Origin of the sequence: Kribbella sp. NPDC056345 (assembly GCF_042262745.1) — a bacterium.
Classification (GTDB): domain Bacteria; phylum Actinomycetota; class Actinomycetes; order Propionibacteriales; family Kribbellaceae; genus Kribbella.
The window spans coordinates 550239-564246 of record NZ_JBHJQQ010000003.1 but is presented as its reverse complement, the minus strand read 5'-3'; the positions used below and the strand labels follow the sequence as shown (position 1 = coordinate 564246).

Annotated in this window: 13 protein-coding genes; 7 read left to right on the top strand and 6 right to left on the bottom strand. The window is 68.3% G+C overall.

Translation table 11 applies throughout. The annotated features are described in order from the left end of the window. Positions 1–58: 58 nt before the first annotated feature. Complete coding sequence (locus tag ACFCV3_RS13465) at positions 59–2824, top strand: BTAD domain-containing putative transcriptional regulator (RefSeq protein ID WP_376029859.1); 2766 nt, start codon at positions 59–61, stop codon at positions 2822–2824. On the opposite strand, the gene ACFCV3_RS13460 is transcribed toward ACFCV3_RS13465, so the two are convergent. From ACFCV3_RS13460 to ACFCV3_RS13450, 3 genes are all read right to left on the bottom strand, one after another. Further along, complete coding sequence (locus tag ACFCV3_RS13460) at positions 2811–4250, bottom strand: DUF4832 domain-containing protein (RefSeq protein WP_376029857.1); 1440 nt, start codon at positions 4248–4250, stop codon at positions 2811–2813. The genes ACFCV3_RS13465 and ACFCV3_RS13460 overlap by 14 nt on opposite strands. 12 nt (positions 4251–4262) lie before the next feature. Next, positions 4263–5999 carry a DUF4832 domain-containing protein gene (locus ACFCV3_RS13455; protein WP_376029855.1) on the bottom strand — a complete coding sequence of 579 codons (1737 nt, stop codon included), beginning with the start codon at positions 5997–5999 and terminating at the stop codon, positions 4263–4265. 98 nt (positions 6000–6097) lie between these two features. Then, positions 6098–7240, bottom strand: coding sequence for an ROK family protein (locus ACFCV3_RS13450; protein WP_376029853.1), 1143 nt, complete (start codon positions 7238–7240; stop codon positions 6098–6100). Between the two features lie 164 nt (positions 7241–7404). Here ACFCV3_RS13450 and ACFCV3_RS13445 point away from each other — a divergent pair, with 164 nt between their 5' ends. The 3 genes from ACFCV3_RS13445 (at position 7405) to ACFCV3_RS13435 (ending at position 10650) form a co-directional block, all read left to right on the top strand. Next, positions 7405–8382 carry a Gfo/Idh/MocA family protein gene (locus tag ACFCV3_RS13445; protein WP_376029851.1) on the top strand — a complete coding sequence of 326 codons (978 nt, stop codon included), beginning with the start codon at positions 7405–7407 and terminating at the stop codon, positions 8380–8382. Between the two features lie 11 nt (positions 8383–8393). After that, positions 8394–9389 (top strand): Gfo/Idh/MocA family protein, encoded by a 996-nt coding sequence (locus ACFCV3_RS13440; RefSeq protein ID WP_376029849.1) that lies wholly within the window; start codon positions 8394–8396, stop codon positions 9387–9389. A 115-nt stretch (positions 9390–9504) separates the two neighbouring features. After that, complete coding sequence (locus tag ACFCV3_RS13435; RefSeq protein ID WP_376029848.1) at positions 9505–10650, top strand: acyltransferase family protein; 1146 nt, start codon at positions 9505–9507, stop codon at positions 10648–10650. Here ACFCV3_RS13435 and ACFCV3_RS13430 read toward each other — a convergent pair. From ACFCV3_RS13430 to ACFCV3_RS13420, 3 genes are read right to left on the bottom strand one after another with little or no spacing between them, the layout of a single operon-like run. Beyond that, positions 10641–11012 (bottom strand): hypothetical protein, encoded by a 372-nt coding sequence (locus tag ACFCV3_RS13430; RefSeq protein WP_376029845.1) that lies wholly within the window; start codon positions 11010–11012, stop codon positions 10641–10643. The genes ACFCV3_RS13435 and ACFCV3_RS13430 overlap by 10 nt on opposite strands. Continuing rightward, complete coding sequence (locus tag ACFCV3_RS13425) at positions 11009–11587, bottom strand: Asp23/Gls24 family envelope stress response protein (protein WP_376029843.1); 579 nt, start codon at positions 11585–11587, stop codon at positions 11009–11011. The genes ACFCV3_RS13430 and ACFCV3_RS13425 overlap by 4 nt, the downstream gene beginning before the upstream one ends. Beyond that, a complete protein-coding gene (locus tag ACFCV3_RS13420) occupies positions 11578–12132 on the bottom strand; it encodes an RNA polymerase sigma factor (protein ID WP_376029842.1) in 555 nt (184 codons plus the stop codon). Before ACFCV3_RS13420 ends, ACFCV3_RS13425 begins: the two co-directional genes overlap by 10 nt. A 191-nt stretch (positions 12133–12323) precedes the next feature. On the opposite strand from ACFCV3_RS13420, the gene ACFCV3_RS13415 reads away from it, so the two are divergent. Genes ACFCV3_RS13415 through ACFCV3_RS13405 form a run of 3 tightly spaced genes read left to right on the top strand, consistent with a single transcriptional unit; the run spans position 12324 to position 14007 of the window. After that, complete coding sequence (locus ACFCV3_RS13415) at positions 12324–12806, top strand: Asp23/Gls24 family envelope stress response protein (RefSeq protein WP_376029839.1); 483 nt, start codon at positions 12324–12326, stop codon at positions 12804–12806. A gap of 27 nt (positions 12807–12833) precedes the next feature. Next, the gene (locus tag ACFCV3_RS13410; RefSeq protein ID WP_376029837.1) at positions 12834–13019 is read left to right on the top strand and encodes a hypothetical protein; all 186 of its coding nucleotides are present in this window, start codon (positions 12834–12836) and stop codon (positions 13017–13019) included. Continuing rightward, the gene (locus tag ACFCV3_RS13405; RefSeq protein WP_376029835.1) at positions 13012–14007 is read left to right on the top strand and encodes a DUF6286 domain-containing Asp23/Gls24 family envelope stress response protein; all 996 of its coding nucleotides are present in this window, start codon (positions 13012–13014) and stop codon (positions 14005–14007) included. The genes ACFCV3_RS13410 and ACFCV3_RS13405 overlap by 8 nt, the downstream gene beginning before the upstream one ends. Position 14008 lies beyond the last annotated feature (1 nt).

Sequence of the window (14008 nt, the reverse complement as noted above, 5' to 3'; positions counted from 1 at the left end):
CTATACTCAGTTGGGTCGAATTGCGGTGCGCGCCGGGGCTCTGGGGGAGGGGATGCGCATGGGGTCAGTTGTGGACAGCACACTCGAAGTGCTGATCCTCGGCCCGACCCTGCTGAGAGCGGGCGAGACCCAGTACGGCGTCGACCGGCCGCTCGAGCGAGCCCTGCTGGTCCGGCTCGCACTGGCCCGAGGTCACGGCGTACCGGACGGAGTGCTGGCCGCGGACGTGTGGGGCGACGGGAAGGTCGAGAAGCCGCGGGACCGGCTGCGGGTGCTGGTGCATCGGCTCCGACGCACGCTCGGGGACCAGGCGGGGCTTGTCCACCGAACGGAGAACGGCTACGCCCTCAGCACCAGCGGACCGGCTGATCTGATCAAGGTCGAGCAGTTGCTGCCAGTGGTGGAGGCTGCTCGCCGGGAGCAGGATTACGCGAAGGTGAGCGCCGCTGCGGCCGATGCGCTCGCGCAGTGGCGTGGGCCGGCGCTGGCCGATCTGCGCGACACTCCCTTCGGTGCCGCCGAAGCGGCCCGGCTGGACCGGCTGTTCATCGATCTGCAGACAGACCGGATCGAAGCCGGGCTGGCCACTGGCACCGTCGTGGTCGCCGAGGCCGACGAACTCGCGCGGCGGAACCCGCTGAACGAGCGCCTGCTCGGCCTGGCCGTGATCGCGCTGTACCGAGCCGGTCGGCAAGCCGAAGCGCTGGCGCGGATCGCGACGCTGCGGACGACCCTCGCCGACCAGCTCGGCATCGACCCAGCGCCCGAGACCATCGACCTCGAGCTGAAGGTGCTGCGCCAGGACCCCGCGCTGCTACCGGCCGCTGGCCTGAAGTCGCGCCCAGCCCCAACACCGACGGCCGCGACGTCGATGGTCGGCCGTGACGGCGACCTTGCAGCTTTGCTGGATCGGCTGGCCGGACCTGCCGTCGTCACCCTGACCGGTGGTCCCGGAGTGGGGAAGACACGACTGGCCAAAGAGGTCTCCGCGGCCGTCAACCGGTCCGGCCGAGCGGTGTACTGGCTGGACCTCACTGCAATCACCACGCCAGACGCAGTACTGCCCGGCCTCGCCGCGGCGGCAGCGGTCGAAGCCGGCCCGGATGGGCTGTTGTCGCGTTGTGTCGAGAAGCTCGCCGGCGGCCTGCTGATCCTCGACAACGCCGAGCACCTGGTCGAGCCCGTCGGCGCGCTGTTGTCTGGAATCACCGACCAGGTCTCCATTCTGGTGACGTCACAGCAGCCGGTTCGGGTGGTCGGTGAGCACGTGCACCCCATCGGCCCTCTCGGTCGTGACGACGCAGCTCGCCTGTTCCGGGAGCGCAGCCGGGTGGCACCGGACGACCGGACCCACCTGATCGACGAGATCTGCGCTGCCGTCGACCGGCTTCCGCTGGCCATCGAGCTCGCGGCCGGCCTGACCCGGACCCTGACCATCGAGCAGCTGGCGGCGCGGATCGACGATCGATTGCGGCTGCTCGTCGGCGGTATGCGCTCGGCCGGCCGACGGCACACCAGTCTCCGGACGGCGATCGACTGGAGCTGCTCGCTCCTCGATCCGATCGGCCGCGAAGTCCTGTACCGGATCGCCGTGTTCGTCGGCGGCTGCACCCTCGACGCGGCCGAACAAGTCGTGTGCGGCGACGACCTGCCGCCCGCGGAGCTGAAGGCGGTCCTGGCCGACCTGTGTGAGCGGAGTCTGATCACGATCGAGTCCAGCGAGTTCGGCGACCGCTTCGTGCTGCTGCAGAGCATCCGGGACTACGCGCTGGAGCAGTTGCATGCCAGCAGCAACGAATCTGCGGTCCGCGGCCGGCACGCGACGTGGTGCGCCGAGCTCGCCGCCCGGACCTTCCGCGACGGCGGCCCCGATCACGAGGCGGTGGTCCACGAGCTGAACAGCGAAGCAGGCAATCTGCGCGCGGCCGTCGAATGGGCCCTGCGGACCCCGGGCGAGGCCGGCCGGGTCCTGGAGATCGCAGCGCCCACCGGCTGGTACTGGATGGGCCACGGCCTGATCGCCGAAAGCCGCGACTGGCTGCGCCAGGCGCTCGATGCCGAGGACGGAGCGCCGACCGAGACGAGGGCCGCGGCGCTTCGGGCCGCGGCCTCGCTCACCCGCAACAACGGTGACCCGGCCGGTGCGCGACTGCTCGGCGACGAGGCGCTCCGCCTCTACCGCCTCCTCGATGACTCCTTAGGCTGCATCTCCGCGCTGATCGGACTCTGCTTCACCAACTGCACCCTGGGCGACCTGGACATTGCAGCGCAACAAGGGCAGGAAGCCGTCACCCTCGCTGAGCCGACCGGAAACACCAGGCTGCTTGCCACCGCCCACAACGTCACTGCCCTAGCGCTCCAGCGGCTTGGCCGGATCGCCGAGGCGGAGCAGGCGTACGTCGACGCCTGCGAGCTGTGGCGCAGCTCTGACGATCACCGCGGCCTGGCCGGGACTCTCAGCAACCTCGGACAGCTGTACCTGCAGGCGGGAGACCTGGCCGGCTCGCGAGAGCGATCCCTGGAGGCCCTGCGGATCTATCGCGAGCTCGACCTGGTCGACGCCATGGTGGACTGCATCGACAACCTCGCCGCCAGTGAGCTCTCACTAGGCCATCACCAGCAGGCCTTGCGACTGGTGACAGTTGCCGAAGCCCAACGAACCAGAGCCGGTACTCCGCTCTTGATCCCCGACGAGATCGAGGCCAGAGACTCCGTCGAACAGGCCGCCCGCACCGCCCTGGGCTCCGCCGCCGAAGCAGTGGCCGCCGCAGCCCGGGGTGACGTGATCACGGTCCTGGTCGACGAGCTGCTCAATCACTCGTGACAGTTACCTCCTGGCCGAGGTCGTTGTAGCCGGTGGCCGGCTGCCAGGTGCCGGTGTTGGCCAGCTGGACGGCGTAGATCGGGTTGTAGGTGGACGACTGCAGCCGGGGTGCGGGGTCGGCGAGGTTGAGCAGGAGGCGATAGCGGCCTGGCGCGAGCGGCGCGTGGACGGTTGCCTTGAGGGTGGTCGTCGTACCGGCGGCCCATAGGCGTGGGTCGGCGGGCAGGTTCACGCGGTAGCTGTGCTTGTCGCCCTGGAAGACCAGCTGGACCTGACGGCGATGGTACGGCGCCGCCCAGCCGTCGTTCCGGAGCTCCAGACCGATCTTGACCGCACCGCCCGGCCGGGTGGTCGAGGTGTAGGTGCCGCGCACCAGCGACAACCGGTAGCCGAGTTTCTGCTTGGCTGTAGTGATGTTCGAGCCCCAGCTACCCAGCACGTCCGGGTGGTAGTCGGTGTTCAGATACGAGAAGTGCAGCCGAGCCATCTCCGCCGCGGCCGAGTCCCAGTCGGACCTCGGTGAGTTCAGCGCGCAGGTCTCGCCACCTTCGGGGACGTAATTGGTGTCCTGGGCAACGAAATCCTTGTCGAGTTCGATCGGGTCACTGAGGTAGGTGCCGAAGTCGTCCGGGCTCGCCAGGAAGCAGTCGTTGTGATGCCCGATCCGGGCCGCCGGCGAACCGTCGTACGCCTGATCCGCAGTGAGCGCTCCCTCGGTTCCCGTCGGCAGTCCGAGCATGCGCTGCTTCATGTACGGCGTTCGCACCTGGACCATGAGATCGCGCGGGAGTGCCTTCAGCAGCGCCATGACCACGGCCCGGCGATCGGCCCAGTTCTGGTCGGAGACCTTGCTCGGGTCGGCGGGGTCGGAGAAGTGGTCGGTGTAGTAGCCCTCACCCCACAGGCCGACGAAGCCGGATTGCACGACGGCGATGACATCGGCGTTCTCACGCAGGATCGGTGCCAGTTGGTTGATGTGCTTCACGACTCGCTGCACCGGCGCATCGCCGTACGGAATGGTGGGCGGCCAGCCGACGGGCTGCGCGTACGCGAAGCGGACGAGTACCTTCACGCCGGCTGCTCGGGCGGTGCGGAAGTCCGCGCGGATCAGGGCGAGGTAGGCCGGGTCGAGTTTGTCGATGCTCGCGAACTTCTCCAGATAGAAGACGCGGAGAATCTGGGTGATGCTCTCTTGGGTTCGGAAACCGCGCAGCGTCTCCAGGTTGAGTGGGACGTAGTCGGAGCCGTCGGCCCGGTAGTGGGTCTCGGTGTGGTGGTAGAAGCCGCGTTCCTGATTGGCGATCACGGCATCGCTCGCCAGGTAGTCGCGGGTGACCGTCGGACCGTCGCGGTGTGCGTCGGCCAGCTGGGCCGGGCCGAGCAGGCCGAGCGCCAGCGTGGCGCCAACCAGGCGGAGAAGCTTCATCAGGGGAATCTCCTAGCTGATCGTGATGGTGTGCAGGAGCGAGTTCATCCCGGTCGACGGCTCCCAGGTGTTCTGGTTCGCCAGCCGGATCGAGTACTCAGGCCGCGTGGAGAGCAGCGGGTCGGGCAGGTTGAGCAGCAGCTGGTAGGAACCGGTCGGCAGGCCCGACGGCACGGTGAGCGTCTGCGAGACGGTGGTCGCCGTACCGGACGTCCAGCGCCGTGGGTCCGAGCTCATCGCCAGCTTGTAGTTGGTGCCGGTCGTCGTGTTCCGCAGTACGAGCTCAAGACCTCGTGCGTTGTACGGCGTCGCGTAGCCGTCGTTGCGGACCGACAGTGACACCGGCAGACTCCCGCCGCGCACGGCCGAGGTTGGGAACGTCCCGGTCTCCAGGCGCAGGCGGTAGCCGAGCTTCTTGGTCACATCGGCCAGGCATCCGCCGGAGCTCCACGAGTTCAACACGTTCGGCTCGTAGTCGGTGTTCAGATAGGACCAGTGGAACTGCGCGAGCTCGGTCGTGGCTGTCGGGCAGGTGGACCGCGGTGCGTTCACGGCACAGGTCTCGCCACCCATTGCGACGTACTTCGTCTCGTCCTGGAGGTAGGGGTACTCGACCGAAGTGTTCTCGTAGGTGCCGAAATCGTCCGGGCTCGCCAGGAAGCAGTCGTTGTGGTGACCGATCCGTGAGGTCGCTGAACCGTTGTAGGCATTCGCAGACTGCACCGGGGTCGTGGTGTACATGGTCCGCTTGAACTTCGGCGTCCGCAGCTGGACCATCCGGCTCGACGGTACGACGCTCAGCAGTTTGTCGACGACCGCCTTCCGATTCGCCCAGTCCGTCGTACTGACGGTGCCGGCGTTCCCGAAGTTCTGCGTGTAGTACCACTCACCCCAGGCACCGATCAGACCGGCCTGGACGACGGCGATGACGTCCTTCCCCGAGTTCAGGTACGGCGCCAGTTGGTCGAGGTGAGCCAGCACGCGATCCTTGGTTGCGTCGTCGCCGGTGGTCGAGGTCGTGTACGCGAACCGCAGCACCATCTTCAGCCCGGCGGCCCGGACGGTGTCGAGCTGCTGCTGCAGCTGGTCGAGTGCGGTCTGGGCGATCGGACCGTTCTTGTACTCGGCCAGATAGAAGACGCACATCACCAGCGAGATGCCCTGGTTGGTCCGGTAGCTCTGCAAGGTACTTAGCGAGAAGTCGGCCTTATCGCAGTCGCCGGTGTGGTGGTAGAGACCGCGCTCCGGGTTCGCGAAGTTGTCCGTGCTCGCCGTGTAGGTGACCGAGCCGCCGGTACCGCCGCCGCTGTAGACGTGGGTGTACTTGCTCGACGTTTCCATCGGCGCCTCGACCTGGAAGATCAGGTCAGCGTCGTTGGGCGAGGCGCCCTCGCCCAGGTCTGCCCGGTCGACAGTCCAGCGCGCGACGCCGCCGGTGGCGGAGAATGTGACGGCCTTGACCAGCGCCCAGCTCCAGCCGGTGCCGGTGCTCCGGTAGAGGCTGCCGTTCTCCAGCAGATAGTCGGCGCCCACCGTGCCTTGGGCGTAGCCGGTGCCCGCGTTCCGGTCGGTGTCCACATAGACCCGCTGGAACGCCGGGGCTCCGGTGAACGAGTACTGGTACGTGACGGTGGTCGCGGTGTTGCTCGCGGAACCGCCGCTGATGGTCGCACCGGCGGGGGAGACCACCGCGAACGCAGTCAGCAGTCCGCCGAGGGTGATGCCGGTCAACAACCGGAGAGCTCGCATGGGTGACTTCCTCTCGCTGGGCGGGGCGATGGAATAATCATGGACTCCACGGAAACTGTGTCAAGAGTTCACAACGCGGTAGTTTCGAGCAGCTTTGCTCAAAACATCAGCAGGGCGGCGGTCGCGGGAGCAGCGCCGTACAGGGTGGACTCGACCTGTTCGACGGCCAGCCGGACCGCGCCCAGGGCGACTCCTTCATCCCCGAAGGCGGAGACGCGGATCTCCGGGGTGCGCAGGCACCAGCGGTCGAGCTCGCGGCGCAGAGGCTCGACCAGTACGTCGGCCGATCGGGAGAAGCCGCCGCCGATCACGACCAGTTCCGGGTCCAGGGTGAGCACCAGGGCCGACGTACCGATGGCGATGTCACGCACGTACCCGCGGACGGCCCGCAGGGCCGCGCGGTCGCCGTCGCGGGCGGCCAGGAAGACGCGCTCGACCGGTTCGCCCGGGCCGAGCCAGGCATGGAGATGCTCTGGAGCGCGGCCCCAGCCGACCGCGGGCAGCGCGCCGATCTCGCCGGAGGAGTTGGCGAACCCGCGGTGCAGTTTGCCGTCGATGATCAGCCCGGCACCCGTGCGCAGGCCGGCCAGCAGGAACACAACGTCCTTGGCATAACGCGCGACCCCGCGCCAATTCTCAGCCAGGGCAGCAAGTTTGCAGTCGTTCTCGACCCGAATCGGTCCGCGGACAACCCGGCGCAGGTGGGCGACCAGGTCGACGCCGGTCCACTCCGGGAGCGAGTCGGAGAGCATCACCTTGCCGGTGCCGTCGACGAGCCCGGTCGTCGCGACGCCGGTCGCCCAGATCTGCTCGGCGGCGGTGTCGGCGCCCGTGAGCGCGGCGGCGATGCAGTCGTCGACAGCCTGGAGGCGCTCTCGACGACCCGCGTCCGGCGCGACCGGGATCCGGGCCTGCTGCAGCACGTCCCCTGCGAGATCGGTGACCACCGCCAGCACCTTGTGACCGCCGATGTCGACGCCGAGCAGGCGGCCCGCGTCGGAGCGGAACCGATAGCGGCGAGCCGGCCGGCCGACGGTACCGGCCGTGGGGGACACCTCGCCGATCCAGCCGCGGCCCAGCAGATCCCGTACGACGTCCTCGGTCGACGCGCGGGACAGCCCGGTCCGCTTCGCCAGCTCGGTGACGGTCAGCGGCGCCTCGGCCCGCAGCACCCGCAGGGCGGCCACGAGGTTGAGTTGCCGCAACCTCTGCAGATCCCCGCCGGACAGTGCCTCACTCATCAAGCCTCGATTACCTAGGAGTCCTGGATAACTATAGATGGGTCAGCCTGGTCCAGCGGATGAAACGGCGCGCTCCAGCCCTTCCCAACACCCCATGACAACGTTGTACGTTGGTCCGCGGCCGGTGCTGGTGAAGCCGGACGACCTCGGGCAGGAGGAAGCAGATGCCGAACCCCCTCAAGATCGCGACCCTGGGCTTCTGGCACGTCCATGCGGGCGACTATTCGCGGCAGGCGCAGGAGCATCCAGGCACCGAACTGGTGGCGGTCTGGGACCCGGACGAGGAGCGCGGCAAGGCCGGGGCCGAAGCCTTCGGCGTCGCCTACACAAGCGATCTGGACGCCTTGCTGGCGAGCGATATCGACGGTGTCGTGATCACTACCGCGACCGACGAGCACCGCGACCTGATGGTCAAGGTCGCTCAGGCCGGTAAGCACATCTTCACCGAGAAGGTCCTCGCGCCGACTGTCGCCGAGGCCGAGGAGATCATCGCCGCGACCGACGACAACGGTGTCAAACTCGTGGTTTCGCTGCCGCGCCTGGCCCACGGGTACACGAACGCCATTCGCGAGGTGCTCGCCAGCGGTCGGCTCGGTCAGGTGACGTATGCGCGGGTCCGGCTCTCGCACGACGGCGCGATTGCGCGCGACGGCAAGGACGGCTGGCTGCCGCAGCGGTTCTTCGAGCCGAAGGCCGCGATCGGGGGCGCGCTCACCGACCTCGGCTGCCACCCCGTGTACCTGACTCAGCTCTTCCTCGGGACCGACGCCGAGACCGTCGGTGCGACGTACCGGTCGATCGCGGGCCGCGGCCTGGAGGACAACGCGGTCGTCGTGGTCGGCTACCCGAATCAGACCATCGGCGTCATCGAGGCCGGTTTCGCCAGCCCGAACCCGTTCACGATCGAGATCTTCGGGACCGAGAGCACGCTGACCTACACCGAGGCCGGCAACGTGCTGAAGGTGGGCGATGAGGAACGGACGGTGCCCGAGCACAGTCTCGATCCGTTCGGCCAGTGGGTCGAGCACATCGCCGCAGGCACTCGCGCGGACGACAACATCGCGCGCGCCCTGGAGCTCACCCGGCTCGTCGTCGCGGCGAACGAAGCCGCCACCACCAACACTGTCGTCGCCTACAGCTGAGGAGATCACCCATGCCCCAGATCAAGGTCGGCCTGATCGGCGCCGGCGGGATCGCCTCTGCGCACATCAAGGGCTATGCGGCGCACGCGGACAAGATCGGCATCACGGCGGTGGCCGACGCGGTCGAGGCGAGGGCCAAGGCGCGTGCGGCCGAGCTCGGTGCGACGGCGTACACGGACTATCGCGAGATGCTCGCCAATGAGGACCTGGACGCGGTCGACATCTGCCTGCCGCACCACCTGCACCGGGACGCGATCGTCGCGGCTGCCGGGGCCGGGAAGCACATCCTGTGCGAGAAGCCGCTGTGCCTGAGCGCCGAGGAAGCAGCCGACGTACGGCGTGCCGTCGAGGCCAGTGGAGTGACGCTGATGTCGGCGCACAACCAGCTGTTCATGCCGGCCGTCGCGAAGGCGAAGGAACTGCTCGAGGCCGGCACGATCGGCACGGTCTACGAGGTGCGGACGACCGACAGCTTCTACAACGACTTCGACCCGAGCTCGATGGGCTGGCGGGCCAGCAGCAAGACGAGTGGCGGTGGCGAGCTCATCGACACCGGTTACCACCCGACGTACCTGATGCTGCACCTGGCCGGTGGGATGCCGGTCGAGGCGACGGCGATGCTGTCGACCCACCGCCTGAAGTTCATGGAGGGCGAGGACTCCGCCCAGGTGCTGATCCGCTTCGACAACGGAGTCGTCGGTCAGCTGGTCACCAGCTGGGCCTACCAGCCGGCCGGCTCGACCGAACGGTTCTCGGCAGTCGGCGAGCTGGGCTCACTGCACAGTGACGGTACGTCGCTCACCTACCAACTGCGGTCGGGCGAATCGGAGACGTTCGAGCTCGCACCGGTCGACACCTTCGTCGCCGAGATCGAGCACTTCGCGGACGCCTTGATCGGCAAGACCCGGCCGCTGCACACCGAGGTCGAGGGCATCGCCGTACTGGGTATCCTGCTCGCCGCCTACGAAGGCGCCCGCTCCAAGACGATCGCCCCCGTCATCAACTGACCCGATGTCACTCTCAGGAGTGACATCCGATCGAGGCGATTCATTCGTTGCAGTGACCACGGTCGGCACTTGACGGCGATGTGCCGGCCGGGGTCCGCCAGCGATCGTCGAAAGCATGACGATCAGTCCATCGAGCAAGGTCGACGCCGGCGTCTCGCGGCAGCCGCTGAGCCACTCCGACTACCTGGCGCTGAAGCGGTTCCCCGCGCTGGACGGGCTGCGCGCGATCGCTGCCCTGATGGTGGTGGTCTTCCACAACCAAGGTCCGGATTGGCTGCAGGGCTGGATCGGTGTCCAGATCTTCTTCGTGATCTCCGGCTTCCTGATCACCACGCTGATGCTGCGCGAAGAGGACCGCTCCGGGCAGATCTCGTTCAAGAAGTTCTACGCCCGGCGGATCTTCCGCATCCTGCCGGTGTACTTCCTCCTGCTCGGCGTGACCCTGATCGCCCAGTTCTTCCGCGGGGACCTGACCACGAAGCCGCCGGGATCCGAGCTGCCGCTCTACCTGTTCTTCTTCAACGAGTTCGGCCACGGCGGCGAGTACGGGCAGTCCTGGTCACTGGGCATCGAGCAGAAGTTCTACCTGCTCTGGCCACTACTGGCCTTCTCCGCCATCCTCGTGCAGCGCAAGGCGAAATTCGGCAGCCGGATCGGTCTGACCCTGGTGCTGATGACGATCCTGCTCGTGATGGTGCCGCTGTCGATGGGCGGCGACCCGCGCGGCTGGACCGTCCACTACTTCTCGATCCTGGTCGGCTGTCTGGTCGCGATCCTGATGCACAACCCCAAGACCTACGCTCTCTTCAAGCCACTGACCCGGCCGTGGGTAGCCGGTACGGCGGCCGCGGCCTTCCTGGTGATCCACGCGACCGTGCAGTTCTGGGCCGCGTTCATCGAGCGGCATCACCTGGCCGGTGATGTGCCCGGCTTCGTCGTGGTTCCGCCGCCGTACGTCGTACTGGTCGGCTTCCTGCTGTTGCCTGCGCTGCTCGCCAACGCCTTCCCGCAGCGCCTGCTGTCCACGCGGCCGTTCGTCTTTCTCGGCGAACGCTCGTACTCGATCTACCTCGTGCAGCTGCTCGCCCACGGCGCCGTGGCGGGGATCTATCTGCTGTTCGGCGCCAACCTGACCAAGACCCCGGTGCCATGGCTCCCCGTGACGCTGACGTCGATCCTGATGGCACATCTGTGCTACCGCTGGGTGGAGAAGCCGATGATCGACGTCGGCAAACGCTTCATCGCGACGCGTCAGCTGTAGCGCGGTTCCAGATCGAACTCGACAATGCGGATCTGCACGACTGCCGGGCGTCCGGTCGCCGCTTCCAGCGCGGCGACCACTGCCTCGTGCACCTTCCGGCCGACCTCGGTCGCGAGGTGGTCGACGCCGACGACGATGCGGATCTCGGCGCGCACGTCGTCAGCCGTGAGGTCGACCTCGACGCCGGCCACATCCGGTACGTCGCGCCCGGTCGCGCGCTGCCAGGCCTGTGCCCCGAACTGACGCAGGAGACCCTTGATCCCGGGCTGCAGCCGGATGACGCCACTGACCGCGCGGGCCGCCTGGGCAGCCGCATCGGCCGCGCCCAGCTGAGCGACCGCGCCGGCCGGATCCGCCGTCACGACTGCGCTCCCGGACTCCGTGGGTCGGTCCAGACGTCGACGACCTCGAAGTCCAGCGAAGCGAGCTCCAGCCCGATCTGACCGCGCAAGGCGAGCGCGACGCGTTGCCGCGCTTCGTCGAGCGCTCCGACCTGACCGGCCCCGAACTCGAGTGCGACCGACATCCACACCTTGATCGACCCCGGCTCCGACAGCTCGATCCGGCACTGCCGAGCCCGTACGCCGGTGGTGCCGTCGACCGCATAGCGCAGTACGGCGGCGAGTGCGTGCACCGATACCTCGACCTCGGCCGGTTCGGTGGGCAGCGGGATCGTGCGGCCGAGATTCAGGTCGGCACGGACGGCCGTCATGATCCGGTCCAGCAGTCCACCGGGGACCTCGACCGGATCGTCGATCAGGAACTGGGTCGCCTCGGTCAACTGCTCCAGACCGGCCTGGGCGGTCCGGCAATGCGGGCAGTCGGCTCGGTGTGCACTGAGCTCACCGGACTCCAGCTCGTCCCACACGTCTTCGACGGTTCGCCCGCAGGGCAGGGGGTGCAGAGCGGTGACGGTGTCTTCGGGATTCATCTCCATGGCTTCATCACCTCCGCAAGTTCGGCGCGGGCCCGGGCAATCCGGCCGCGGACCGCCGTGGGCGTCGTACCGACGAGATCGGCGATCTCCTGGTACGAGCGGCCGTGGACCTCGCGCAGTAGCCAGCAGGCACGTTGTGGCGGTGGTAGCCGCCGCAGGGCGACGGACAGTGCTTGCATGGCGGCCGTGTTCCCGGCCGCGCGGGCCGGGTCGTGCGCCAGGTCTTGGGGAGCGCTGTCTTCGTTGAGCTCCGAGGTCGGTTTGCGGCGGTTCAGGAGTGTCAGGCACTTGTTGGTGGCCGTGCGGTAGAGCCAGGAACCGAAGGCCGCCTCGTGCTGGATCTCGGGCAGCCGGCGCCAGGCGGTCACGAACGTCTCCTGTGCGACATCCTCGGCATCACCGGACGCGCCGTTCAGCATCCGCAGGCAGAGCGTGTAGATCCGCCGCTGGTAGCGGCGGACCAGCAGCTCGAACGCCGCCGGGTCGCGATCACGGGCCCGGGCGACCAGAGTCGCCTCGTCGAGCTCGGTCAGCCCTGTGGTCACTCCACCTCCCGTTTGTGCGCGTGTACGTGAAGACGACACCGCGTGCCCTGATGTCACGGTAGCCTCCCGTATCCGTCGAGTGAGTCATGTCACGCTGTGGACGGTGTGGAGGAACCGTGACGATTCGGCGCGCACGGTTGTCCTTCCGGCGAACGGCTCCGAACAACCGCTGACGAGAAAGGCACCTCCCGATGACTGAAACCGCGACCCCCAAGCCGGCCAAGCGCCCGGTCGCCTCCGTCCCCGCCGCCGAGGTAGTTGCCGACGGCACCGGTAGCGGCGGGCGCACCGCGATCGCGGATGTGGTGGTCTCCAAGATCGCCGAGATCGCGACCCGCGAGATCCCCGGCGTGCACGCCCTCGGCGGCGGCGCCGCACGGGCCGTCGGCATGCTGCGGGACCGGATCCCGGGCTCCAAGACCAACCTGTCCCAGGGCGTCTCGGTCGAGGTCGGCGAGACCCAGGCCGCCGTCGACATCGAGCTCGTCGCCGAGTACGGCGTGAGTATCGCCGAACTCGCGGCGGCGATCCGCGCGAACGTGATCTCGGCGGTCGAGCGGATGACCGGCCTCCAGGTCACCGAGGTCAACATCTCCGTCACCGACGTCCACCTGGACGGCGACGACGACGATGACGAGGATGCTGCCGAGACCACCGAACCCCGCGTCCGCTGACGCACCCTTTCCTTTGAGGAGATCCGAGTGAGCACCTCGACCATCGGCCTGTTCGCCGGCCTGCTGATCGCCATCGCCGCCGCGGCCGGTGGCTTCCCCGGCTTCCTGCTCGCCCTCGTCCTGGGCGCGGCCGGCTTCGCCGTCGGCCACTTCCTCTCCGGCGGCGGCTCCAAGGCCCTCGACGACCTCCTCACCCGCCGAAACCGTGGCTGACCACGAGGTGTTCGTGGATCAGACCGGCGAATCTGTTGCTGCGGCGGGATCCAGGACGGACGCGCGTGCGTCGGATGGACTCGAGCCGGTGGACGGACCGGCTCCGAGGGTCTCAGAGCCGTCCGCGACCGCATTCGGGGGCGATCGCGGCCGGCTCGAGATCACCTCCCGCGCGGTCGAGCGGATCGTGGAGATCACCGCCCGCCGGCACGCCGCGGTCGCCCGCCAGTCCGCCGTACTGGGCCGCGGTCTCCCGAAAGCACGCGCGGTCGTCGCCGGTCAACGAGTCCGCCTGCACCTGGAAACAGCCATCACCTGGCCCCACCCCTTGGCCGCCACCGCCGCCGACCTCCGCGCAACCATCACCACAGCCGTAGAGGACCTCACCGGCCTAGGCGTAGACCGAGCCGACGTAACCATCACCACCGTCGATGCCTCTCAGGTGGAGAAGCCGACAAGTACGGCGCCAGGTGAGGCGGTCGCGGCGCAGCAGCCGGTGGGTGGGGCTGCTGTGGTGTGGGTGGGGATGGTGGGGGCGTTCGGCTTGGTGCTGGCTGGGTGTGTTGCCATTCGTGAGATGGCGGTTGCTGCCGGGCTCGCTGACGGGGCCTCGTGGCTCGGCCGGGGCTTCGAGTTGGAGCCTGGTGGGTGGGCGGGGCCGGCTGGGATTGCGGCTGCTGTGGTTGGGCTTGGGCTGTTGGTGCTCACGTTCAAGCGGCGGCGGCGGACTCATCATGCGGTTGACGGGGCGGACGGGCTGGTCTGGTTGCGTAGTGCGGATGTTGCGCGGCTCGCCGCCGACAGCGCTCGGCAGGTGGATTCGGTGACTGCGGTCGCGGGCCGGTTGAAGCGGAAGCGAGTCGACCTGACGGTGACCACGTTCGGCGAACCCGGCCGCGTCAGTGCGGACGTCACGGCCGTCGTCGAGGACCGGTTGCGGACGATTACCCCGGTGCCGCGGACGCGGATCGCCGTACGGGAGGAGTGAC